This is a genomic window from Mycolicibacterium baixiangningiae (genome assembly GCF_016313185.1).
GTDB lineage: Bacteria > Actinomycetota > Actinomycetes > Mycobacteriales > Mycobacteriaceae > Mycobacterium > Mycobacterium baixiangningiae.
Window position 1 is genome coordinate 4,646,825 of sequence record NZ_CP066218.1, and the last position, 22,757, is coordinate 4,669,581.

Genomic DNA, 22,757 nt, shown 5'->3' on the forward strand with positions numbered 1-22,757 from the left:
TTCACGAAATCAAGGTCGATAGTGCGCGGTACCGTCCTCGAGCACCAGCCGCGCATCGGACCCGTCCGGTGCGGCGGCCTCGGTGCGGAACACCGCCTCACCGTCAGCGGTCCGCCAGATCGACGTCGTCAGAGTCTCGCCGGGGAACACCGGCGAGGTGAAGCGGGCGCCGATCGCGGTGATCCTTGTCGCGTCGCCCTCCCCCAGTTCAGCGACGAGCGCGCGGCCCGCGACACCGTACGTGCACAACCCGTGCAGGATCGGGCGCGGGAAACCGGCCAGTTCTCGGGCGAACCACGGATCGCTGTGCAGCGGGTTGCGGTCACCGGAGAGCCGGTAGAGCAGCGCCTGATCGTCGCGGGTGGGCAGCGCGATGCGCGCATCGGGGTCACGCTCGGGGATCTCGGGCGCCGGGGGCCGGGTTCCCGGTTGTCCGCCGAATCCGCCTTCGCCGCGGATGACCGCGGTCGACACCGTCTCGGCGACCACCTCACCGGTGTCGGGATCGGTGCCGGTGCCCTTGAACACCAGGATGGCGTTGCGGCCCTCGCCCTTGTCCTGGATGTCGGCGACCTCGGACACCACGCTGAGCCTGCCGGCCGGTTTGAGCGGCGCGAACAGCCGGACCTGCTGGGATCCATGCAGCAGCATGCTGAAGTTGAACGAGCCGACGGCGCCCACCGCACCCCAGGCCGGGCAGCCGATGACGGCGTAGGTGGGCAGCACCTGCTGGTCGACGTCGTGGCTGTTCTCGGTGGTGAACGCCAGGTCCGCGGTTCCCGCTCCGACGCCGAGGGCGTAGAGCAGCGTTTCGCGGTCGGTCCACTCGTAGAGCTTCGGCTCGGATTTCTTACCCACGGCGTCGGGGTCGATCGGCATGAGCACTCCCTTTCTCGGCGTGGATCGGACACTATCTTTCCGGTTAACCCGCGGAAATCTGGATATCGATAGGCCATGGCCGAACCCGCGGGTTGGCAGGCGATGCGCTCGGTGTTGTTGCTCTGCCGGTCGATGAAGGCCGTCGTCGACCAGGAGCTCAAGGACGCGTTCGCGCTGCGGGTGATCGACTTCCAGATCCTCAAACAGCTGCAGTCCAGGCAGAGCGGCACCTGTCTGCTCGGCGAGGTGGCCCGCGACCTGGTCGTGCACACCACCACGGTGAGCATCGCCACCGAGCGGCTCTCCCACCGGAACCTGGTCGAGCGCCAGGCCCATCCCACCGACCGCAGAGCGACTCTGGTGAACATCACCGACGAGGGCCGCGAGCTGGCGGAGGCGGCGACGGCGGCGTTGGCGGCTGCGGAATTCGGGCTGGCCGGGCTGACTCCCGACCAGTTGGCGGCGCTGGGCGGGGTCGACGCCGCCCGCGCCGCGAGAAGCTGACCGCATCCGGGCGTATCGTCGGCCCATGCCCGAGGACAACGAGTCTGCTGCGCGGATACCGGTTTTCGCCGATGTGGACACCGGGGTCGACGATGCCATGGCCCTGGTGTACCTGCTCGCCAGCGCCGACGCCCAGCTGGTCGGTATCGCGTCGACCGCCGGCAACGTCGGTGTCGACCAGGTCTGTCGCAACACCCTGGATCTGCTCGAATTGTGCGGTGTGACCGGCGTTCCCGTATCGCGGGGCGCCGACGGGCCGGTCGCTTCGACGCTGGTGACCGCGGAGGACACCCACGGCCCGCAGGGGTTGGGGTATGCCCGGCTGCCGACGAGCGGTCTTTCGTTGACCGGTTACGACGCTGCCGAGGCGTGGGTGCGGGCTGCGCGGGCGCACCCCGGGGAGTTGGTGGGGATTGCGATCGGGCCGCTGACCAACCTCGCGCTCGCGCTACGGGCCGAACCGGCTCTGCCGACGCTGCTGCGCAGGCTGGTGATCATGGGTGGCGCATTCGACTACCGGGGCAACACCACCGCGGTGGCGGAGTGGAACGTCAGCGTCGACCCGGAGGCCGCCGCTGAGGTGTTCATCGCCTGGAGCGCACCGGGCCTGACCCCGCCGATTGTGCTGGGGCTCAACCTGACCGAGCACATCGAATTGACGCCGACGCTGCTGACCCGGTTGGCGTCCGCCGCGCAGTCACCGACCGCGCCGATGAGTGTGCTCGACGACCGGGGCACCCGGTCGGTGGCCGCCAACCCGTTGATCCGGGTGCTCGAGGATGCGATGCGGTTCTACTTCGAGTTCCACTTCGACCAGGGCGAAGGCTATCTCGCGCATCTGCACGATCCGCTGGCCGCCGCCGTCGCCCTGGATCCCGACCTGGTGCAGTGCCGGCCCGCGACGGTGGATGTGGAGTTGGCCGGCACGCTGACCCGCGGGATGACGATCGCGGACTGGAACCGACGGTGGGGCCGCCCGCCGAACGCCCTGGTCGGTATCGGCGTCGACGCAGGCGTGTTCTTCGAGCGGTTCATCGAGCGGGTCGGCCCCTTCGCCCGCCGGCTGGGCTGACCTACTCGTAGGCGCCCTCCACATACCAGCGCCGCTGGCGGTAACACAGCAGCAGCGCCGCCTGCCCCTTGCCGCCGTCGAGCAGCACCTGCGCCCGGGCGGTGCGGCCCTTGGCGCGGTCGGGGTCCCACCACCGTTCGTCGACCGGCCACGGCCCGGCCCACCAGGACAGGTCACCGCGATATCCCCCGCCGTCCAGCCGCGCCGGCGAGCCGGAGAACAGTCCACGGTGGGTCACCCGCACCGGATTGCCCTCGGCGTCGAGCACCTCCACCGGATCGTCGAGCAGCACAGCGGGCGACGGTTCGGGCAGCTGCCCGGGCCACGGCTGGCGCGGATCGGCCTGTGGCACCGGCTCATCCCCGAACGCGGTGAAGGTGATCCGCTCGGTCGGACCGCGCCCACCGCTGAGCACCGGAACCTGCACCGCCTCCGGTCCGAGCAGACCCTGCACGCGCACCAGCGCCCGCCGGGCCCGCAGCCGATCCTCCTCCCCGGCCCCACCCCACAGCGGTAGCTGCAGTGCTTCGGCCGAGATCACCTCGACCGGGCGCAACCGCAGCACGGTGATCGGCGCCGTGGGCCGGTCGTTGGGGTTGCGCCGGTTCAGCCAGCCGTCGAGCTGCCAGCGCACGCGGTCGGCAGTGGCGTCCTCGGTCAGCGGCTCGGCACACCGCCAGACCCGCTCCAGCTCTTTACCGTCCTCGGTGACGGCGTGGATCGCCAGCCGGGTGCAGCCGACCCCCGCCGACTCGAGGCTGCGGTGCAGTTCACCGGCCAGTGACCGACCGGCGAACGCCGCGGCGTCCACCCGGTCGATCGGCGGATCGCAGTTGCGCACCGCGTCCAGTTCGGCCGGCGGTTCCCGGCCCGACGGACCGCGGGCCGGCTCTCCCCGGGCGAACCGGTGCGCGGCGACGGCGTCCGCCCCGAAGCGGGACGCCACATCCGTCCGGGACAGCGCGGCGAACTGACCGATGTGCCGAATCCCCATGCGCCACAGCAGATCCGCTAGTTCCTCACGACCAGGTGCGGCCAAACTCGGCTCGGTGGCCAGCTGCCGGATCGACAGTGCGGACAGGAAACCGGCGTCCGCACCGGGCGCCACGATGCGACCCGCGCGCGCGGCGAACACCGCCGTGGGCAGCTGATCGGCGATGCCGACCTGACATTCCACCCCGGCCGCGGCGACCGCGTCGACCAGCCGTTCGGCCGCCGCCTGTTCGGAACCGAAGTACCGGGCCGCCCCGCGCACCGCCAGCACGAGCAGACCCGGCCGGAGCACCTCGGCGCGCGGCACCAGATCGTCCACGGCCGCCGTGACGCTCTCGAAGTGGCGGGCATCGCGAGCCGGATCCGCCGCGGCGACATGCAGCTGCGGACACCGGGCCTGCGACTCCCGGCGCCGCAGCCCCCGTCGCACCCCCGCGGCCCGCGCCGAGGCCGAACACGCGATGACCCGGTTGGCCAGCGTGACCGCCACCGGCGCCGTAGGCGGCAGACCTGCCGCCGCGGCGGCGGCGACCGCGGGCCAGTCCATGCACCAGACGGCCAGCACCCGGGCCGCATTTTGTGAGGCCGCCTTTCGAGAGGACCGCGACACGCTACTCACCGACCGCGTGGGCGGGGCCGTGACCCCGGCCCCGTGCCCGCATCGCCAGCCGTACCCGGCTGATCCGTCCGCACCCCGGGATCGGTGTCTGTGCCGGGTCTCGCGGACCGGCCACCTCGTAACCGCACACCCTGGCCTCCAACCGGGCCGACGCCCCGTGCCAGTCACCGTCGGTGACCAGCAGGGTGCAGCCCTTCTGCCGCGCCCGAGCCGTCACCGCGCGGGCCCGGCCCGCGGGCACCGACCGTCCGCCCAGCCCGAGCACCACCAGATCCATCCCGTCCATCAGGACCGCTGCCACCTCCACCGGATCGCCGCCCGGATCCGGGATGACGGCCACTCTGCTGAGGTCGGCGCCCATCTCCACGGCGGCCAGCAGACCGACGCGAGGCTGGCCGACGATGGCGGCGTGACCACCGGCCGCCGTCGTTGCCGCGACCATGCCCAGCGACAGTGAACGCGCTCCCGAGAGCACCGCGACCGTTCCGCGCGGCAACGACACCGGAAGCTGATCAGCCAGCGATTCGGGCAGCGGCAGCAAACTTTCCACCACCGGCGCCGGGTCGACCGACGGGGTCGGCCCACGACGGCCGGAGCCGACCTTGCCGGCCACCGCGGCCATCTGCTTACGCAAGCGTTCGACCTGCTCAGTGCGGGTGAGTTGAGCCAGATCGAGGTTGGTCGCCGCTGTCACAAACACACCTCCAGCATCACCCGAAACACCCGATGTTCGAACCTTTGTTCGATGCAACGAGTAAACACTGAGCCACCGACAAGCGTCAAGCCGCGGAGGGGCGCATCAACATGCCGCGCTGATCCCATCAGCCGATGCACAGCACCGACGCTCTCGATGCCATCGCCCGAAATCATTGGGCGAGATGCGAGCGGGTCCTCTATTGGCCCGTCGAAGCGGATCGACTCGGAGAACGCAGAGCCTGAAGCGTCACAGCGCCGTTGCACCGTCCCGGAGAGTCCACGGTGGCCGTTGGAGACACGCCCAACGATTTTTGAATAGCAGACCAGCCGCAGAGGGCCGCACTATTGAAAATGCACAGCCCCGACGGTCGCGGAAGGTGAATCATGAACTCCGAACTCATAACGAACGTACGAAACGTCAGTTTCAAAGCGCAAATATTGATTCGAGAACAAGTTCGATCAATTCTGGAGATCGTAGGACCCTTAGCCAGACGGCGAGCCGGACCGGCCCGGACATTGTATGTCTCCGGGCGGTGGTTGCGAGGGCATGATCATCAAAAAGTAATCTTGAAAGGAATCAATATTCCCATTCTCGATGATTGGGAGTTTCCCAAAAAGCATCCCTTCGGGGCAATGGACGACTTAGCAAGAACCGGTGCGAATTGCGTCAGAATTCAGTGGTACGACAGATACCCACCATCGGAGCCCGGGGCGCAATCTCGCGACCCCTACACCATCTCCGATCTAGACCGTGTCCTGGAGAAGTGCCGAAGGAAGCACCTGATCCCTATAGTCGAGCTGCACGATTGCACCTGCAAGGGCGATCCGGAGCTGGTCAACACGCAGCTGATGCAATGGTGGACTCGCCCAGACGTAGTCGCGGTGTTGAAGAAGCACGAACAGTACCTGATCGTCAATTTTGCCAACGAACTCGGGGTGTATCGATGGGCAAAGCCTCCTCTGACACCTGCTGCAGCGCTGGAGAATTTCAAGAACGCGTACAAGAAGGCCATCACCACGTTCCGCACCACCACTGGCCTTCATATGCCCATCATGATCGACGCGCCCGACTGTGGCTCGTCCATCAACGCGTTCCTCAGTATCGGCAAGGAGCTGGTACAAGTCGGCGGCGGAGGCATCCTCCTCAGCGCACATGCATACTGGGCGGGCTATGACGGCACCGAAGACATGAAGAAGGCAATCGACGCCAATCTCCCCATTGTCTTCGGTGAGATTGCAAACAAGCAATCCGAAACAGTGGGAGAAGTAACCCACGAGTGTTACTACGGTTTGGATGGGACAAATCTAGATCATTCCACTACAACCGGTTTCCGATACCAAGACCTACTGATCAAGCTCTCCGAAATGGAGGTCGGATGGCTCGCATGGGCGTGGTACAAGGACGGGTGCGCTCCGCGGAGAATGACACAGGGCGACCGCGGCAGTTACGCCGGCACCGTACCGCCCAGCCCTACCGGCCTGACGCCGTACGGTGATGACCTGCTGTTCAACCGTACGTATGGTATTCGCCTGGGCGCATACGCTGCGAAGCCAGCCGGCATTATGTCGCCTCCGTGGGGGCCCATCGAACCCTGATGACCGTGCGTCACCAGCTCGGACATGACGTGGGTCGTCTCTACTCCCACTCGATGGTGCCGGGCGGCTTGCTCGTGACATCGAGCACGACGCGGTTCACCTCGGGCACCTCGTTGGTGATACGGGTGGAGATCCGCTCGAGCACCTCGTAGGGCACCCGCGTCCAGTCGGCGGTCATGGCGTCCTCGCTGGACACCGGCCGCAGCACGATCGGATGCCCGTAGGTGCGGCCGTCGCCCTGCACGCCGACCGACCGGACGTCGGCCAGCAGCACCACCGGGCACTGCCAGATCTGGTTGTCCAGCCCTGCGGCGGTGAGCTCCTCACGGGCGATCGCATCGGCGTGCCGCAGGGTCTCCAACCGCCCGTGCGTCACCTCACCGACGATCCGGATACCCAGCCCCGGCCCGGGGAAGGGTTGGCGCGCAACGATGTCCTCGGGCAGCCCCAACTCGCGACCCACCGCGCGGACCTCGTCCTTGAACAGCAGCCGCAGCGGCTCGACGAGCTTGAACTTCAGGTCGGCGGGCAGGCCGCCGACGTTGTGGTGGCTCTTGATGTTCGCCGTACCCGACCCGCCGCCGGATTCGACGACGTCGGGGTAGAGGGTGCCCTGGACCAGGAAGTCGACCGGTGCACCGCTGTCACCGACGATGTCGAGCACCGCGCCGTCGAACGCAGCGATGAACTCGCGGCCGATGATCTTGCGCTTGCCCTCGGGATTGGTCACCCCCGACAGCGCCTCGAGGAACCGGTCGGCGACGTCGACGGTGACGAGGTTGGCGCCCGTGGCGGCGACGAAGTCGCGCTGCACCTGCGCCCGCTCCCCCGAACGCAACAGCCCGTGGTCGACGAACACACACGTCAACCGATCGCCGATGGCGCGCTGCACCAGTGCGGCGGCCACCGCGGAATCGACGCCGCCGGACAGCGCACAGATGGCGCGGCCGTCACCGATCTGCTCGCGCACCTGCTCGACGAGCGCGTCGGCGATGTTGGCCGGGGTCCACTTGGCGCCGATGCCGGCGAACTCGTGCAGGAACCGGCTGAGCACCTGCTGCCCGTGCGGGGAGTGCAACACCTCGGGGTGGTACTGGACGCCGGCCAGGCGACGGGCCCGGTTCTCGAAGGCCGCGACGGGCGCACCGGGACTGGTGGCGACCACCTCGAAACCCGAGGGCGCCTCGGTGACCGCGTCGCCGTGGCTCATCCACACCGGCTGGGTAGCGGGTAGGTCCGAATGCAGTTCCCCGCCAGCGACTTTGAGCTCGGTGCGGCCGTACTCGCTGGTGCCGGTGTGCGCGACGGTGCCCCCGAGCGCCTGTGCCATGGCCTGGAAGCCGTAGCAGATGCCGAACACCGGGACGTCGAGGTCGAACAGCGCCGGGTCGAGTTGCGGGGCGCCGTCGGCGTACACGCTCGCCGGACCACCGGACAACACGATGGCCTGCGGATCCTTGGCCTTGATCTCCTCGACGGAAGCGGTGTGCGGGACGACCTCGGAGAAGACCCGGGCTTCGCGGACCCGGCGCGCGATCAACTGCGCGTACTGCGCGCCGAAATCGATCACCAGGACAGGCCGCGGGGATGGCGAATTCACTGCCTCAGTGTAGTGGGGGCAGCGACGGGGGCGCCTGGCCCCGACAGTGCCGTCACGGCGGTGGGCGAGCCCGATTTCCACCGTCACGTTACTGTCGCGGTGGCAATGGTTACCCCTGGGTGATGCCAACCGTGGAAACGAGGTCGCTGTGCTGGGTCTGCCCGACCGGATAACGGCGTGCCTGTTCGATCTCGACGGCGTGCTCACCGATACCGCCAGCGTCCATACCCGGGCGTGGAAAGCCATGTTCGACACGTATCTCCAGACCAGGGCGCAGCGCACCGGGGAACCGTTCGTGCCGTTCGACGCTGGCGCGGACTACCAGCGCTATGTCGACGGTAAGCGCCGTGAGGACGGGGTCCGGTCGTTCCTGGCCAGCCGCGGGATCGAACTGCCCGAGGGCGAACCCGACGATGCGGCGGACGCCGACACCGTGCAGGGGCTGGGCAACCGTAAGAACGAGATGTTCCACGAGACCCTGCAGCGCGACGGGATCGAGGTGTTCGAGGGCTCACGCACCTATCTCGAAGCCGCCAGCGCCGCCGGCCTCGGCGTCGCCGTCGTCTCGTCGAGCGCGAACACCCGCGAGGTACTCGAGATCACTGGAATGGACCGCTATGTGCAGCACCGCGTCGACGGTGTCACGATGCGCGAGGAGAACATCGCGGGGAAACCGGCACCGGATTCGTTCCTGCGGGCGGCCGAATTGCTCGGTGTCCCAACGGATCAGGCGGCCGTTTTCGAAGACGCGCTGGCCGGTGTGGCCGCCGGGCACGCCGGGCACTTCGGCTACGTGGTGGGAGTCGACCGCGTCGGGCAGGCTGAAGAACTGCGGCGCAACGGCGCCGACATCGTCGTCACCGATCTGGCCGATCTACTGAAGACGGCCGCCCAGTGATCAGCCGGGACATCTTCCCGGTCGAACCGTGGCAGATCCGCGAAACCCGGCTCGAATTCGATCTCCTCGACGAGGCCGAATCGCTGTTCGCGCTGTCCAACGGCCACCTCGGCCTGCGCGGCAACCTCGACGAGGGCGAACCGCACGGTCTCCCGGGCACCTACCTGAACTCCTTTTTCGAGACGCGTCCCCTGCCCTATGCCGAGGCGGGATTCGGCTACCCCGAGGCCGGCCAGACAATGGTGAACGTCACCAACGGCAAGGTCTTCCGGCTGCTGGTCGACGACGAACCCTTCGACGTGCGCTACGGCGAACTGCTGTCTCACGAACGGGTGCTCGACCTCCGCGCCGGCACCCTCACCCGGGATGCACACTGGCGTTCCCCTGCCGGCAAGCACGTGAAAGTGCACTCGACACGGCTGGTGTCCCTGGTACACCGCAGCATCGCCGCGATCGAGTACGTGGTCGAGGCCGTCGACGACTTCGTCCGCGTCACAGTGCAATCCGAGCTCGTCACCAACGAGGATCAACCCGAGGCCTCCGACGACCCGCGGGTCTCGGCCGCCCTGAAGGACCCGCTCGAAGCGGTGCACCACGAGCACACCAAGCTCAGCGCTCTGCTGGTACATCAGACCCGCGGCAGCGAGTTGATGATGGCCGCGGCGATGGACCACGACATCGACGTGCCCGGCCGCGTGGAGGTCATCACCGACGCCCACCGCGATCTGGCCCACACCACGGTGATCTGCGGACTGCGCGCCGGGCAGAGACTGCGCATCGTCAAGTACCTGGCCTACGGCTGGTCCAGCCTGCGTTCGCGACCGGCGATACGTGACCAGGTGTCCGGCGCCATCGCCGGCGCCCGCTACACCGGCTGGCAGGGCCTGGTCGACGCCCAGCGGGAGTACCTCGACGACTTCTGGGACTGCGCCGACGTCGAGGTGGATGGCGATGCCGAGATCCAGCAGGCCGTGCGTTTCGGTCTGTTCCATGTGCTGCAGGCCAGCGCGCGTGCCGAGCGCCGGGCGATTCCGGGCAAGGGTCTGACCGGTGACGGCTATGACGGCCACGCGTTCTGGGACACCGAGGGTTTCGTGCTACCCGTGCTCACCTACACCGTGCCGTCGGCAGCCGCCGACGCATTGCGTTGGCGCGCATCGACACTCGACCTTGCGAGGGAGCGTGCGTCGACACTCGACCTCAAGGGCGCGGCGTTCCCGTGGCGCACCATCAGAGGTGAGGAATGTTCGGCATACTGGCCGGCGGGCACCGCGGCGTGGCACGTCAACGCCGATATCGCGATGGCGTTCGAGCGCTATCGCGCAGTGACCGGGGACGATTCGCTGGAACGCGACAGCGGGCTGGTCGTGCTGGTCGAGACCGCGCGGCTGTGGATGTCTCTGGGACACCATGACCGGCACGGCATCTGGCATCTCGACGGTGTCACCGGTCCCGACGAATACACCGCGGTCGTGCGCGACAACGTGTTCACCAACCTGATGGCGGCGGGCAACCTGCGGGCGGCGGCCGAGGCGTGCACCCGGCATCCTGAAGAGGCCCGCGCCGTCGGGGTCTCGACGGAGGAGACCGCCGCATGGCGCGACGCCGCCGACGCCGCTCACATTCCGTTCGACCACGAACTCGGCGTCCATCAGCAGCACGACGGATTCACCACGTTGCGGGAGTGGGACTTCGACGCCAACAACAGCTACCCGCTGCTGCTCAACGAGCCCTACGTCCGGCTCTACCCGTCACAGGTCGTCAAGCAGGCCGACCTGGTGCTGGCGATGCAGTGGCAGAGCCACGCGTTCACCGATGAGCAGAAGGCCCGCAACGTCGACTACTACGAGCAGCGCACCACGCGCGATTCGTCACTGTCGGCATGCACGCAGGCGGTGATGTGCGCCGACGTCGGGCACCTCGAGCTCGCGCACGACTACGCCTACGAGGCTGCCGTGATCGATCTGCGTAATCTGCACAAGAACACCCGCAACGGCCTGCACATGGCATCGCTGGCCGGCGGGTGGACGGCGTTGGTCGCGGGCTTCGGCGGTTTACGCGACGACGAGGGCTTCCTGTCGCTCAACCCGCACCTGCCCGACGGAATCGGACGGCTGCGGTTCCGGTTGCGTTGGCGCAACTTCCGGCTCACCGTCGACGTCACCCACGACGACGTCACCTACATCCTGCGGGACGGACCGCACGGCGACCTCAACATCCGCCACGCAGGCAACGAACTCCGGCTAAGCACCGAGAAACCGACCACGGTGGCGGTCGAACCGTGCGAGCCCCTGCTGCCGCCACCCAAGCAGCCACCGGGCCGAGAACCGCTGCGGCGCAGGCTCGACAAGAAGCACTGACCGGTCAGGCGCCGCGCGCCTCCGTCGTGGTGGGATCACGCCTGTTGACCTCGTCCCGGCTGGCATTCCAGTCCAGGGCCGCCGGCGCACCGGCGGGCACCACCGGGTGTGCGGGCACGACCGGGTCGATACGGCGGTATCCCTCCCCCTGCGCTGGCCGCAGATCCTGCTCACCCTTGTTCGGCCACAACGATGCCGCGCGTTCGGCCTGCGCGCTGATGGTCAGCGACGGATTGACGCCGAGATTGGCCGAGATCGCCGCACCGTCGGTGACATACAGCGTCGGATAGTTGTACACGCGGTGATACGGGTCGATGACGCCGTGCTCAGCGCTGTCGCCGATGGCGGCTCCGCCGAGGAAGTGCGCCGTCAGCGGAATGTTGAACAGTTCGCCCCATGTACCGCCCGCGACGCCGTCGATCTTCTCGGCGATGCGACGCGTCACCTCGTTGCCAACCGGGATCCAGGTCGGGTTGGGTTCGCCGTGGCCCTGTTTGCTCGTCAGCCGGCGGGTGCCGAGCTTCGTGCGTTTGGTGAACGTGGTGATTGAGTTGTCCAGATTCTGCATGACCAGGGCGATCAGCGTCCGCTCACTCCACCGCCGCACGTTGAGCAGTCGAACCGTGCCGCGTGGATCCTGGCGGGCATTGGTGAACAACTGCTTCCAGCGCGGCACATCGGTGCCGTCGGGCCCGGCGCCGTCGGTCATCAGCGTCTGCAGCAGGCCCATCACGTTGGAGCCTTTGCCATAGCGCACCGGTTCGATGTGGGTGTCGGACGTGGGGTGGATCGACGAGGTGATCGCCACGCCGTGGGTGAGGTCGAGGTCGTCGGTGACGTGGAAGCGGCCCGCCCCCACGATGGACTCCGAATTCGTGCGGGTCAGCATGCCCAACTTCTCCGAGAGTTCCGGCAGCTTTCCGGTGTCACGCATCTTGAACAGCAGCTTCTGCGTGCCGAACGTACCCGCCGCGAGGACGACATTGTTCGCGGTGAACGTCCGCGTCTGCCGGCGCACCTTGCGGCCGGTGCGCACGGTGGTCACCTCCCAGACGCCGTCCTCGCGCTGTTCGAAGCTGGTCACCGTCGTCATCGGATGCACCTGCGCGCCCGCGTTCTCGGCGAGGTAGAGGTAGTTCTTCACCAGCGTGTTCTTGGCGTTGTGACGGCAGCCGGTCATACATTCGCCGACCTCGATACAGCCCCTGCGGGCGGGGCCGGCACCTCCGAAGTAGGGGTCGGGAACCGTCTTGCCGGGGGCCTTCTGTCCGTCCGGTCCGAAGAACACCCCGACCGGCGTCGCCACGAACGTGTCCCCGACGCCCATCTCCTCGGCGACCTCCTTCACCACGCGGTCGGCGTCGGTGAAGGTCGGATTGGTGACCACGCCGAGCATCCGCTGAGCCTGCTCGTAGTGCGGAAGCAACTCCTCGTTCCAGTCGGTGATGTGCTTCCACTGCGGGTCGTTGAAGAACGGTTCGCGCGGCACGTAGAGGGTGTTGGCGTAGTTGAGCGATCCGCCGCCGACGCCCGCGCCGGCAAGGATCAGGACATCCCGCAGCAGGTGGATGCGCTGGATACCGAAGCACCCCAACTGCGGCGCCCAGAGGAAATTGCGCAGGTCCCAAGAGGTCTTGGCGAACTCCTCGTCGGCGAATCGGCGACCCGCTTCGAGTACGCCGACGCGGTAACCCTTTTCCGTCAGCCGCAGCGCGGTGACGCTGCCGCCGAAACCCGAACCGATGATGAGGACGTCGTAGTCAGGCTGCATGACACCAGTATGGGTTACCGCGCGGTAACTTCGCTAGACAGTCGGGCCTAACGTGTAAAGCCTTCTCTGTCGGGCGCGAGCAGACACAGAATCGCGCCTGAAAGCACGACGCAACGCGATTGTGTGTCTGCTCGCGGTAAGAATCGGGCGGCTTATCCACAGGCCGCCATTCACCACTACCGGCCACAGGCGGAATCCCTGAGAGTCGACAACCATGGATGCGGTGGGGCGAGCCCTCCTTCGCCGGGGTGGCGGCCTCGCCACGACGCGAGAGTTGCTCACGGTGATGACACGTCAGCAATTGGACTGGCACGTCCGGCCTCGCGCGTTGGTGCACGTCTGGTACGGGGTTTATGCCGACCATGAGCCCGACGTGCGCGGACGCTTGAAGGCGCTGGACCTCTTCCTCGGAGAGGAGGCCGCCGCATGCCTGGGTACCGCAGCATCGCTGTACGGATTCGACGTCGAGAACACGGGGGCGGTCCACATTCTCGACCCCGGCAGGCGGATCCGCCCGACCGTCGGGCTGGCCGTTCACCAACGCGTCGGGGCCCCACTTCAGCGGGTCGCGGGTCGCCTGTCGCTGGCGCGGCTGACCGGCTGAACCCGCGAGCAGACACAGAATCGCGTTTGAAAGCACGACGGAACGCGATTGTGTGTCTGCTCGCGGCAACTAGCGACGGTCAGGCGCCGACCGTCAAACCCACCTTCTGGAATTCCTTGAGATCGCAGTAGCCGGCCTTGGCCATCGACCGGCGCAGACCGCCGACCAGGTTGAGCGAGCCGAACGGATCGTCCGACGGTCCGGTGAGGACCTGTTCGAGCGACGGTCGCTCGCCGAGTGCCACCTGCAGCAGTGCACCGCGGGGCAGCGACGGATGCGCCGCCGCCGCCGGCCAGAACCAGCCACCGCCCATCGCCTCGGCGGCACTCGCGAGCGGCGTGCCGAGCACCACCGCGTCGGCGCCGCATGCGATCGCCTTCGCCAGATCGCCGGAGCTGTGGATGTCGCCGTCGGCCAGCACGTGCACGTAGCGGCCGCCGGTCTCGTCGAGGTACTCCCGGCGCGCGGCCGCGGCGTCGGCGATCGCCGTCGCCATCGGCACGCTGATGCCCAGCACCTCGTCGGAGGTGGTCACACCACTGGTCGAGCCGTAGCCGACGATCACCCCGGCCGCGCCGGTGCGCATCAGGTGCAGGGCGGTGCGGTGGTCGAGCACCCCGCCGGCCACCACCGGGATGTCCAGCTCGGAGATGAAGGTCTTGAGGTTGAGCGGTTCCCCGTCGGTGGCGACGCGTTCGGCGGACACGATCGTGCCCTGGATGACGAGCAGGTCGATGCCCGCCTGCAGCAGCGTCGGGGTGAGCGCCTGGGCGTTCTGCGGGCTCACCCGCACCGCCGTCGTCACCCCTGCGTCGCGGATCCGGGCCACGGCGGACCCCAACAGCTCCGGGTCCAGCGGTGCGGAGTGCAACTGCTGCAGCAGCCGGATCGCGGCGGACGGATCGGGCTCCTTCTCGGCGGCCTCGACGACCTCCCGGATCTTCTCCTCGACGTCGGCGTGCCTGCCGATCAGACCCTCGCCGTTGAGCACGCCCAACCCGCCCAAACGGCCCAGTTCGATGGCGAACTCCGGTGACATCAGCGCATCCGTCGGATGCGCCACCACCGGGATCTCGAACCGGTAGGCGTCGAGTTGCCACGCCGTCGACACGTCTTTCGACGAGCGTGTGCGGCGCGACGGCACGATGTTGATGTCGTGAAGCTCGTAGGTGCGGCGGGCGGTGCGGCCCATGCCGATTTCGACCATGTCTCGCACAGTGCTGTTTCCCCAGGTCCGTCAGCGGGCGTAGTAGTTCGGTGCTTCGACGGTCATCGCGACGTCGTGCGGATGGCTTTCCCTCAGTCCGGCCGCGGTGATCTGCACGAATTGTGCCTGCTGCAGCGCCTCGATGGTGGGCGAACCGGTGTAGCCCATGGCCGCGCGCAGTCCGCCGGTGAGCTGGTGGATCACCTGCGCCAGCGGCCCGCGGAACGGCACCCGGCCCTCGATGCCCTCGGGCACGAGCTTGTCCTCGGAGAGCACGTCGTCCTGGAAGTAACGGTCCTTGGAGAACGACCCGCGCGCGGCCCCTGCGGCGTTGCGGCCCTGCATCGCCCCCAGCGACCCCATGCCGCGGTAACTCTTGAACTGCTTGCCGTTGACGAAGATCAAATCACCCGGCGCCTCGGCGGTGCCGGCGAGCAGCGAGCCCAGCATGGCCGTGGACGCGCCGGCCGCGAGCGCCTTGGCGATGTCGCCGGAGTACTGCAGACCGCCGTCGGCGATCACCGGCACACCGGACGGCGCGCAGGCCGCGACCGCCTCGAGGATCGCAGTGATCTGCGGCGCCCCGACGCCGGCGACCACGCGGGTGGTGCAGATCGACCCCGGGCCGACACCGACTTTCACCGCGTCCGCGCCGGCCTCGACGAGCGCGGCCGCTCCGGACCGCGTCGCGACGTTGCCGCCGATGACCTCGACCCGGTCGCCGAGCACGGTCTTCACGCGGTGCACCATCTCGAGCACGCCGCGGTTGTGCGCGTGGGCGGTGTCGACGATGAGGACGTCCACCCCCGCGTCGGCGAGCATCATGGCGCGCGTGAACGCGTCCTCGCCGACTCCGACCGCGGCGCCGACGAGCAGCCTGCCGTCGGAATCCTTGGTGGCCAGCGGGAACTGCTCGGTCTTGACGAAGTCCTTGACGGTGATCAGGCCGGTCAGCTTGCCGTGCCCGTCGACGATCGGCAGTTTCTCGATCTTGTGACGCCGCAGCAGTCCGAGCGCCGCCTCGGCCGAGACGCCCTCCTGCGCGGTGATCAACGGCGCCTTGGTCATCACCTCGGCAACCGGCTTGGACTGGTCGACCTCGAACCGCATATCGCGGTTGGTGATGATCCCGACCAGCGCACCCTTGCCGTCGACGACCGGCAGACCGGAGATGCGGAAGCGCGCGCACATCGCGTCGACCTCGGCCAGCGTGTTGTCCGGCGAGCACGTCACCGGGTCGGTGACCATCCCGGCCTCGGACCGCTTCACCGTCTCGACCTGACCGGCCTGTTCGGCCGCGGGCAGGTTGCGGTGCAGGACGCCCATCCCCCCGGCACGGGCCATCGCGATGGCCATGCGGGATTCGGTGACAGTGTCCATCGCCGAGCTGACCAGCGGCACCCGCAGCCGGATGCGTCTGGTCAGCTGGCTCGAGGTGTCGGCGTTCGCGGGCACGACATCGGAGGCGGCGGGCAAGAGTAGGACGTCGTCGAAGGTCAGCCCGAGCATGGCCACCTTCGTCGGGTCGTCGCCGCCGGTCGGAACCGATAGGGCGATGGGAACGCTGTGTTCAGCGATCGACATGGGCGTGGCCTCCATAGGCACTGAGACGGATACCCAATCCTATCGGTTACGACCATGGTGGCTGGGCCCCGCTACCTGGGTCGCCACGCCGGTGACGGCTGGCGCGATGACAGTGGGGCTGCGTAATGTGGAACTCGTGCGAGACCACCTGCCACCTGGTTTGCCGCCCGATCCGTTCGCCGACGATCCATGTGATCCCTCGGCGGCGCTCGACGCGCTCGAACCCGGCCAGCCGCTGGACCCGCAGGAGCGCACTGCGGTCGAGGCCGATCTGGCTGACCTCGCGGTCTACGAGGCGCTCCTCGCCCACAAGGGAATTCGCGGTCTCGTCGTCTGCTGTGACGAATGCCAGCAGGACCACTACCACGACTGGGACATGCTGCGGGCCAACCTGCTGCAGTTACTCGTCGACGGCACGGTGCGGCCGCACGAGCCGGCGTACGACCCCGAACCCGACGCCTATGTCACGTGGGATTACTGCCGCGGTTACGCCGATGCCTCGCTGAACGAAGCGACGTCGGACTCAGACGGTTACCGCTGAGCGGTTCGTCACTCTTCTTCTGATCCGCTGCCCGGCAGCGGTAGCACGGTGGTGGTCGTGAGCGTCGGCGCCGCGATCTGTGGCTGCTCGACGGTCGGCGCCGGCTGCGTCGGCACCTGAACCTCCGGCTCGTCCACCGGCGGCGCAACCGTTGTGGTGGTGGTCCGTGCGACGGTCGTGGTCGGCGGCGGCAGTGTGGTGGCGGCCGGCGACGGTGTCGTGGCGGGGACCTGGGGCGCGGACGACGGAGCGACTGACGACGGCGCCGGGGTGGGCGCCGTCGAGGGGGTGGCCGACGGGGCCGGCGGCGACGTGCTCGCCGGCGGGGAACTCGTCGGCACGTCCGGCGGGGAACTCGTCGGCACGTCCGACGGGGTCGCGGACGGCGAATCGCTCGGCGTCACCGACGGGTCGGTGGACGACGGGGTCGCGGGGCCGCTCGAGGGCGACGTGGCGTCCGGCGTGAGCAATAACGGCAGCGGCAGATCCGACGGCACCTCGGGCAGCACCACCGGCGGGGCGTCGGGCGGCACGGTCGCGGCCGGGTCCTGGGCCTCCACCTTCACCGACAGCTGCTGCCACTGGTCGACGAGTTCCTGCTGGCGGTTGGTGTCCCCCACCGCGGCGACCGTGGTGGTGAGAGTCTGCAGCTTGTCCTGGGCGGCGGTCCAGTCGCCCTGCTCGATCAGCTGCTGCACCTGGGCCATCTGCGTCTGCGCGGCCAGCGCCACCTGATCGTCGCGGGTGGCCTGCTGTTCGCCGAAGAGCATGGTGCGCACGCCGTAGAGGGGATCGCCGGGCCCGGCGCCGTAGACCACTGAGCCGAAACCGCCGAGGCACAGCACCGCGGCGGCCACCGATCCGACGACAGCCAGCGAGAACCGGCGGCGCTGCGTGGTTCGCTGATCGGTCGACACGGCCCGGTCGAGAGCGATCGCCGCGTCGCGTGGCGTGAGCACCGCGGCCATCGGCGGCTGACGGACGTCGTCGCGCCAACCGGCGAGCAGATAGGCGAGTTCGCCCTCGCCGGGCTCGTTGGAGTAGACCGGTTGTTCCATGGCGAGCGCATCGAGCAGGCGGTCGGTGTGGTTGATCTCGGGCAGCGACGGATCGCCCCCGTTCGATGACCAGCGTGTGAAGTCAGGCACGGTCGTGCCCCGTCGCGATGATCTCGGCCTTGAGCCGCGCCAGGGCGCGGTGCTGTGCCACCCGGACCGCTCCCGCGGTGCTCCCGACGGCTTCGGCGGTCTCCTCGGCGCTCATGCCTACGACGACACGCAGGATCAGGATCTCGCGTTGCTTGTCGGGCAGCACACCGAGCAGCTTGTCCATCCGCGCCGACGACTCGGAGTTGATGGCCAGCTGTTCGGGGCCAGCCTCCGAGGAGAACCGCTCAGGCACCACATCGGTGGGGTCCGACTTGTTGCGGCTCGCCGCCCGGTGGGCGTCGGCCATCTTGTGCGCAGCGATGCCATACACGAAGGCGAGGAACGGGCGTCCCTGGTCCCTGTAGCGCGGCAGCGCCGTGATGGCGGCCAAGCAAACCTCCTGCGCAACGTCGTCGGCGGAGAGACCGCTTCGCTCCGTCGCGCCGATCCTGGCTCGGCAGTACCGCACGACGATGGGACGAATGGTCTCCAGAACTTCACGGAGTGCGTCCCGATTTCCCGCCACTGCCTCAGCGACAACAGCATCGAGACGTTCTCCCGAAAGTGTCATCGTGGGCGTGTTCTCCAACGTTACGAACGGCGTATCCGGCGCTCTGGCTCAGCTAAACAATAATGATGCCCGCGGGCGCCAGCCGGACTAGCGAGCAGACCACACGCCACCCCTGCGACGCACAGTATCGGCGCTGGCGTCGCGAAAGTCGGTGACCTGCTCCGGCGTGTACGCCGCGCTCCCGATGTCGGCCAGCAGACTGGCCAGTGCCCACCGCAGCGGAATCAGGCCGAGATCGCCGGCCCGGGCGAGTGCGGCGTCTGCAATCGCCCGGCAACGGTCCAGGTCGCCGTGGCTGCACAGCGCCGCGGCGAGCACCACGTCGGATTTGAGGCGGTGCCGGGCAGAGGTCTGGTCCGCGGCGGCGGCGACGGCGCGTTCGGCGTGTGCGACGGCCGTCCCGCCGTCCCCGCGCATCATCGCCAGCTCGGCGCTGACCCAGGCGAACCGCACCGGCAGCCGGGGGTCGTCCGCGCCGTCGACCACCTCGGCCGCACGGTCCAGGAGGCGGTCCGACGCCGCGAACCGGCCGACCCCCAGGGCATCGGCGGCCAACCCGATCAGTGCGTCGGCAGCGGCCGCATCGGCTTCCGCGGCGGCGAGGGCTCTGCCGTCCCACCCGGCGGCGTCGTGGTGCCCGCCCAGCTGTCGCAGGAACGACGCCCGGGTGCTCATCGCCAGGGACCCCAGGGCGGACCCGGCGCGGCGCAGCGCGGCCAGTTCGGTGAGCGCGACGGCGTAGTGGCCCTGCCCGCCGGCGGCGACCGCGCGCAGCCAGCGGTCCTGCGGATCGGCCGACGTGGGCAGTGGCCACCGATCCGGCCGCTCACCGAACGCGGCGTCGAGGAGCACGGCACGGGTGATCGTCATGGCAGTGCGACGCTATCAACGTCTGCCGCGCCGTTGATCGGCAAACCGATCCGACGGGCCCTCCTCCGGCGGTTAACACTTCGTGGGCGCAGAGTTACAGATGCGTTAATCGCCCGGTGGAAGTCGCCATCGCCCGATGGGTGCGAACTGCGTAAACGCGGTCGTCAGAGGCCGACGAGACCCCCTGCTACCACGTTTCGCTCGCGAGGCAAGTCGGAAGGATGAACGTGACGTAAATTCTTGAGCTGGGGTTATGCGATTGAGCACATGATCGGGCTATTGACGGAAATTCTTTCGCCCTTCTACCTTGTGTGCACGAGTGGTCATCGGCGACAAGTGCTCGGATCTGTTCCACGACGCACGCTCTATCGCGTTCCCGAAATGGGTGTTTAGAGAGGGGTTTTCCCATGCCTCAGCCGCAGCAACTGCCCGGACCGAACGCCGACATCTGGGATTGGCAGATGCACGGACTTTGCCGGGGTGTCGAATCGTCGATGTTTTTCCACCCCGACGGTGAGCGTGGCCGGGCCCGCGCCCAGCGCGAAATGCGCGCCAAAGAAATGTGCCGGCGCTGCCCCGTGATCGCCCAGTGCCGCTCGCATGCGCTCGCAGTCGGTGAGCCCTACGGAATCTGGGGCGGATTGAGCGAATCCGAGCGGGAGTTGTTGCTCAAGCGCGGTATCCGCCGGACCGCCTGACGCGCGCGACCACTTGACGAAGAAAGCCCCATCCCAGCAAACGCAGGGATGGGGCTTTCGTCTCTCTCTCCCCCCGGCATCGGCACGTTGCCGGCCAACTCCTGGCCAAGCGGTGCGGCGGGCATGTCGACGGCGACACCGCACCTCGCAGTACCGTGAATCGGTGGCTCTCCGGCGGATAGACACCAAGCGCGGGCCGTCGCTGCTGGCGCAAGAGCACGACGGCCTGGTACATGCCCGTGGCATCCGCTACGCCGCCGCGGAACGGTTCGCTGCCCCGGTTCCACTCCCCACCTGTGCCCGCCTCGTCGAAGCGACGAGACGAGGTCCCGTCTGCCCCCAACTGCCCTCCCGCTTGGAATTCGTCACCGGGCCCGTCATCAACGGGCTCGCGATGAGCGAGCACTGCCAGGTGCTCAGCGTCACCGCCCCTGCGTACGCCGACCAACTGCCGGTGATGGTGTGGCTCCACGGCGGTGCATACGTCTCGGGGTCCGGCGAATCAGCGAAATACGATCCGGACGCGTTGGTCGCCGAGGGTCGGGTGGTCGTCGTGTCTGTCAGCTACCGGTTGGGCATCCTCGGATACCTCAACCTGCACGACCACGAGACCGAGAATCTCGGCTTGCGCGACCAGATTTGCGCCCTGCAATGGGTGCGAGACAACATTGCCGCGTTCGGCGGTGATCCGGCGCGGGTGACGGTCTTCGGTCAGTCTGCGGGCGGCGATTCGGTGGTGTCACTGGCGATGTGCCCCGAGACCGTCGGATTGTTCTCGCGCGCCATCCTCCAAAGCGCCCCACTGGGCCTGCGGGGCGACCGGACGCTCATGACGGCCGCGATGCGCGAGGCGGCGACGGCATCCTTGGCCGGCGTCAGGCCGATCGAGGCCACCGTGGATCAGCTGTTCGACGCGCAGGTCGCCGCGATCGGGGCCGCTCAGCGCTTCGGCTCGATCGGGCTCATGGCCTTCGCCCCGATCGTGGGCCGCGCACCACTGCCTTCGGATATCGAATCCCGCAGGGACGCCGTCGCACCGCGCATCGAGATGCTCGTCGGCTACACCCGCAACGACGCGCTGCCCTTCGCCGCCATGGCTCCGCGAGGAAGCCGGCTCCGGCGGCTCGAACCCATCAGCAGGTCGATGACGCGGCGCATATTCGGCAGGCCCGCAATCAAGTTGGCCGAGTCGTGGACGGCGGCCGGCGGGAGTGCGGCCACGTTTCGCGTCGACTGGTCGCCGCCGGGGGCACCGCTGGGGCCCTGCCACTGTATCGAGCTGCCGCTCCTCTTCGGAACACCGAAAAGCTGGTCCGACGCCCCGATGCTGGGTTCTCGACCGCACGCCGTCGACGAGGAGTTGGGCCGCAGGACGCGGGCCCAGTGGAGTCGTTTCGCTCACGACGGCCTTTCCGGGCTGGGCCGGACCCCCCTACGGATCGCATAACCCTGCCGACCTACCCGGTGCGTCGGGCCAGTTCCCGCAGCACGGAATCCGTTGTCACCCAGTCCATGCACTTGTCGGTCACCGATTGCCCGTAGGTCAGTGGCCGCGCATCGGGCGCCTGCGCCCCGGCGACGAGGAAGCTCTCCAGCATCACACCGCTGACCGGCAGGCCGTCGCGCACCAGCTGTGCCACCTCCGCGGCGACGCCGGCCTGGCGTACGTGGTCCTTGCCGGAATTGGCGTGGCTGCAGTCGATCACGACTCGGCCAGGCAGGCCGGCGGCGGCCAGCTTGGCAGCGGTGGCAGTCACCGCCCGCGCGTCGTGGTTGGGTCCGTCGGTCCCGCCGCGCAGGATGACATGGCAGTCCTCATTGCCCTCGGTGGTCACCAATGCACCGCGGCCCAGGTCGTCCATACCGAAGAAGACATGTTGAGCGGCAGCGGCTTTCACTCCGTCGACGGCCACCTGGATGTTGCCGTCGGTGCCGTTCTTGAACCCGACGGGCATCGACAACCCCGACGCGAGCTGCCGGTGCACCTGCGATTCGGTGGTGCGGGCGCCGATCGCACCCCAGGCGACGGCGTCGGCGATGTACTGCGGGCTGGTGGGCTCCAGGAATTCACATCCGACCGGCAGGCCGATGTCGATGACGTCGAGCAGTAATCGGCGCGCGATCCGCAGACCGCTGGCCACGTCGAACGTGCCGTCCATATCCGGGTCGTTGATCAAGCCCTTCCAGCCGATTGTGGTGCGCGGCTTCTCGAAGTACACGCGCATCACGATCTTCAGCCGGTCCTCGAGCTCTTCAGCGACCTTGACCAGCCGGCCGGCGTAATCCAGTGCCGCAGCCGGATCGTGCACGGAGCACGGGCCCACCACGACCAGTAGGCGGTCGTCCCGGCCGGCCAGGATCTCGGCGATTTCGTCACGGTCGCGCGCCACTCGCTCCGCGCGGCGAGCACCCAGCGGGAACTCGGTACGCACGTCGTGCGGGCTGGGGATCTCGCTGAACCTGCGGATGCGCCGGTCCGACGTCGCGGGTGGGGCGGTCATCTGGGCCGATATCACGTTCGGGTGCCTTTCTGGCGTGGGCACCAC

Annotated in this window: 19 protein-coding genes and 1 pseudogene; 9 read left to right on the forward strand and 11 right to left on the reverse strand. The window is 68.3% G+C overall.

Annotation, left to right across the window (positions count from 1 at the left end; all coding sequences use genetic code 11):
- Positions 1–9: 9 nt before the first annotated feature.
- Positions 10–879: a MaoC family dehydratase gene (locus I7X18_RS21945; RefSeq protein ID WP_193046097.1), complete on the reverse strand. Its 870-nt coding sequence runs from the start codon at positions 877–879 to the stop codon at positions 10–12.
- Between the two features lie 75 nt (positions 880–954).
- On the opposite strand from I7X18_RS21945, the gene I7X18_RS21950 reads away from it, so the two are divergent.
- Both I7X18_RS21950 and I7X18_RS21955 read left to right on the forward strand, forming a co-directional pair.
- The gene (locus I7X18_RS21950) at positions 955–1,383 is read left to right on the forward strand and encodes a MarR family winged helix-turn-helix transcriptional regulator (RefSeq protein ID WP_193046098.1); all 429 of its coding nucleotides are present in this window, start codon (positions 955–957) and stop codon (positions 1,381–1,383) included.
- Between the two features lie 25 nt (positions 1,384–1,408).
- The gene (locus I7X18_RS21955; RefSeq protein WP_193046099.1) at positions 1,409–2,455 is read left to right on the forward strand and encodes a nucleoside hydrolase; all 1,047 of its coding nucleotides are present in this window, start codon (positions 1,409–1,411) and stop codon (positions 2,453–2,455) included.
- 1 nt (position 2,456) lies between these two features.
- On the opposite strand, the gene I7X18_RS21960 is transcribed toward I7X18_RS21955, so the two are convergent.
- Both I7X18_RS21960 and I7X18_RS21965 read right to left on the reverse strand, forming a co-directional pair.
- Positions 2,457–3,995 (reverse strand): DNA polymerase Y family protein, encoded by a 1,539-nt coding sequence (locus I7X18_RS21960; protein ID WP_193046100.1) that lies wholly within the window; start codon positions 3,993–3,995, stop codon positions 2,457–2,459.
- Between the two features lie 64 nt (positions 3,996–4,059).
- The gene (locus I7X18_RS21965) at positions 4,060–4,761 is read right to left on the reverse strand and encodes a DnaE2-dependent mutagenesis accessory factor ImuA' (RefSeq protein WP_193046101.1); all 702 of its coding nucleotides are present in this window, start codon (positions 4,759–4,761) and stop codon (positions 4,060–4,062) included.
- Positions 4,762–5,147: 386 nt separating this feature from the next.
- On the opposite strand from I7X18_RS21965, the gene I7X18_RS21970 reads away from it, so the two are divergent.
- Positions 5,148–6,359, forward strand: coding sequence for a cellulase family glycosylhydrolase (locus I7X18_RS21970; protein WP_193046102.1), 1,212 nt, complete (start codon positions 5,148–5,150; stop codon positions 6,357–6,359).
- Positions 6,360–6,399: 40 nt separating this feature from the next.
- Here I7X18_RS21970 and guaA read toward each other — a convergent pair whose 3' ends face one another.
- Complete coding sequence (guaA, locus tag I7X18_RS21975; protein WP_193046103.1) at positions 6,400–7,959, reverse strand: glutamine-hydrolyzing GMP synthase; 1,560 nt, start codon at positions 7,957–7,959, stop codon at positions 6,400–6,402.
- A gap of 148 nt (positions 7,960–8,107) precedes the next feature.
- Here guaA and I7X18_RS21980 point away from each other — a divergent pair, with 148 nt between their 5' ends.
- Both I7X18_RS21980 and I7X18_RS21985 read left to right on the forward strand, forming a co-directional pair.
- Positions 8,108–8,857, forward strand: a complete 750-nt coding sequence (locus I7X18_RS21980) for a beta-phosphoglucomutase family hydrolase (RefSeq protein ID WP_193046104.1) — start codon at positions 8,108–8,110, stop codon at positions 8,855–8,857.
- The gene (locus I7X18_RS21985) at positions 8,854–11,217 is read left to right on the forward strand and encodes a glycoside hydrolase family 65 protein (protein WP_193046105.1); all 2,364 of its coding nucleotides are present in this window, start codon (positions 8,854–8,856) and stop codon (positions 11,215–11,217) included. Before I7X18_RS21980 ends, I7X18_RS21985 begins: the two co-directional genes overlap by 4 nt.
- A gap of 4 nt (positions 11,218–11,221) precedes the next feature.
- Here the strand turns inward: I7X18_RS21985 and I7X18_RS21990 are convergent, their stop codons facing one another.
- The gene (locus I7X18_RS21990; protein WP_193046106.1) at positions 11,222–12,988 is read right to left on the reverse strand and encodes a GMC oxidoreductase; all 1,767 of its coding nucleotides are present in this window, start codon (positions 12,986–12,988) and stop codon (positions 11,222–11,224) included.
- A 214-nt stretch (positions 12,989–13,202) separates the two neighbouring features.
- Between I7X18_RS21990 and I7X18_RS21995 the strand changes: the two are divergent.
- Positions 13,203–13,577, forward strand: a pseudogene (locus tag I7X18_RS21995) (hypothetical protein); the annotation flags it as partial.
- 94 nt (positions 13,578–13,671) lie between these two features.
- Here I7X18_RS21995 and I7X18_RS22000 read toward each other — a convergent pair.
- Both I7X18_RS22000 and guaB read right to left on the reverse strand, forming a co-directional pair.
- Entirely contained in the window at positions 13,672–14,799 is a 1,128-nt protein-coding gene (locus tag I7X18_RS22000) for a GuaB3 family IMP dehydrogenase-related protein (RefSeq protein WP_193046108.1), read from the reverse strand.
- A 30-nt stretch (positions 14,800–14,829) separates the two neighbouring features.
- A complete protein-coding gene (gene guaB / locus I7X18_RS22005) occupies positions 14,830–16,383 on the reverse strand; it encodes an IMP dehydrogenase (protein WP_193046109.1) in 1,554 nt (517 codons plus the stop codon).
- Between the two features lie 136 nt (positions 16,384–16,519).
- Here guaB and I7X18_RS22010 point away from each other — a divergent pair, with 136 nt between their 5' ends.
- On the forward strand, positions 16,520–16,924 hold the full coding sequence (locus I7X18_RS22010; protein WP_011768106.1) for a DUF5319 domain-containing protein: 405 nt from the start codon (positions 16,520–16,522) through the stop codon (positions 16,922–16,924).
- An 8-nt stretch (positions 16,925–16,932) separates the two neighbouring features.
- On the opposite strand, the gene I7X18_RS22015 is transcribed toward I7X18_RS22010, so the two are convergent.
- The 3 genes from I7X18_RS22015 to I7X18_RS22025 all read right to left on the reverse strand — a co-directional run bounded on the left by I7X18_RS22015 (position 16,933) and on the right by I7X18_RS22025 (position 19,513).
- Complete coding sequence (locus I7X18_RS22015) at positions 16,933–18,072, reverse strand: anti-sigma-D factor RsdA (protein ID WP_193046110.1); 1,140 nt, start codon at positions 18,070–18,072, stop codon at positions 16,933–16,935.
- Positions 18,065–18,643 carry a sigma-70 family RNA polymerase sigma factor gene (locus I7X18_RS22020; protein ID WP_197374305.1) on the reverse strand — a complete coding sequence of 193 codons (579 nt, stop codon included), beginning with the start codon at positions 18,641–18,643 and terminating at the stop codon, positions 18,065–18,067. Before I7X18_RS22020 ends, I7X18_RS22015 begins: the two co-directional genes overlap by 8 nt.
- 87 nt (positions 18,644–18,730) lie before the next feature.
- Positions 18,731–19,513: a hypothetical protein gene (locus I7X18_RS22025; protein WP_193046112.1), complete on the reverse strand. Its 783-nt coding sequence runs from the start codon at positions 19,511–19,513 to the stop codon at positions 18,731–18,733.
- Between the two features lie 407 nt (positions 19,514–19,920).
- Here I7X18_RS22025 and I7X18_RS22030 point away from each other — a divergent pair, with 407 nt between their 5' ends.
- Together I7X18_RS22030 and I7X18_RS22035 are read left to right on the forward strand one after the other, a co-directional pair.
- Positions 19,921–20,211 (forward strand): WhiB family transcriptional regulator, encoded by a 291-nt coding sequence (locus I7X18_RS22030; protein ID WP_193046113.1) that lies wholly within the window; start codon positions 19,921–19,923, stop codon positions 20,209–20,211.
- A gap of 163 nt (positions 20,212–20,374) precedes the next feature.
- Complete coding sequence (locus I7X18_RS22035; RefSeq protein ID WP_193046114.1) at positions 20,375–21,658, forward strand: carboxylesterase family protein; 1,284 nt, start codon at positions 20,375–20,377, stop codon at positions 21,656–21,658.
- 10 nt (positions 21,659–21,668) lie between these two features.
- Here the strand turns inward: I7X18_RS22035 and I7X18_RS22040 are convergent, their stop codons facing one another.
- Entirely contained in the window at positions 21,669–22,712 is a 1,044-nt protein-coding gene (locus I7X18_RS22040; RefSeq protein ID WP_193046115.1) for a 3-deoxy-7-phosphoheptulonate synthase, read from the reverse strand.
- Positions 22,713–22,757: the final 45 nt, after the last annotated feature.

Bases quoted from the DNA above. Each gene is read 5' to 3' on its own strand.
- I7X18_RS21950 (WP_193046098.1), top strand. From the start codon at position 955: ATGGCCGAACCCGCGGGTTGGCAGGCGATGCGCTCGGTGTTGTTGCTC.
- I7X18_RS22040 (WP_193046115.1), bottom strand. From the start codon at position 22,712: ATGACCGCCCCACCCGCGACGTCGGACCGGCGCATCCGCAGGTTCAGC.
- I7X18_RS21955 (WP_193046099.1), top strand. From the start codon at position 1,409: ATGCCCGAGGACAACGAGTCTGCTGCGCGGATACCGGTTTTCGCCGAT.
- I7X18_RS21990 (WP_193046106.1), bottom strand. From the start codon at position 12,988: ATGCAGCCTGACTACGACGTCCTCATCATCGGTTCGGGTTTCGGCGGC.
- I7X18_RS22000 (WP_193046108.1), bottom strand. From the start codon at position 14,799: ATGGTCGAAATCGGCATGGGCCGCACCGCCCGCCGCACCTACGAGCTT.
- I7X18_RS21970 (WP_193046102.1), top strand. From the start codon at position 5,148: ATGAACTCCGAACTCATAACGAACGTACGAAACGTCAGTTTCAAAGCG.
- I7X18_RS22020 (WP_197374305.1), bottom strand. From the start codon at position 18,643: ATGACACTTTCGGGAGAACGTCTCGATGCTGTTGTCGCTGAGGCAGTG.
- I7X18_RS22025 (WP_193046112.1), bottom strand. From the start codon at position 19,513: ATGACGATCACCCGTGCCGTGCTCCTCGACGCCGCGTTCGGTGAGCGG.
- I7X18_RS21960 (WP_193046100.1), bottom strand. From the start codon at position 3,995: ATGGACTGGCCCGCGGTCGCCGCCGCCGCGGCGGCAGGTCTGCCGCCT.
- guaB (WP_193046109.1), bottom strand. From the start codon at position 16,383: ATGTCGATCGCTGAACACAGCGTTCCCATCGCCCTATCGGTTCCGACC.
- I7X18_RS21945 (WP_193046097.1), bottom strand. From the start codon at position 879: ATGCCGATCGACCCCGACGCCGTGGGTAAGAAATCCGAGCCGAAGCTC.
- I7X18_RS22030 (WP_193046113.1), top strand. From the start codon at position 19,921: ATGCCTCAGCCGCAGCAACTGCCCGGACCGAACGCCGACATCTGGGAT.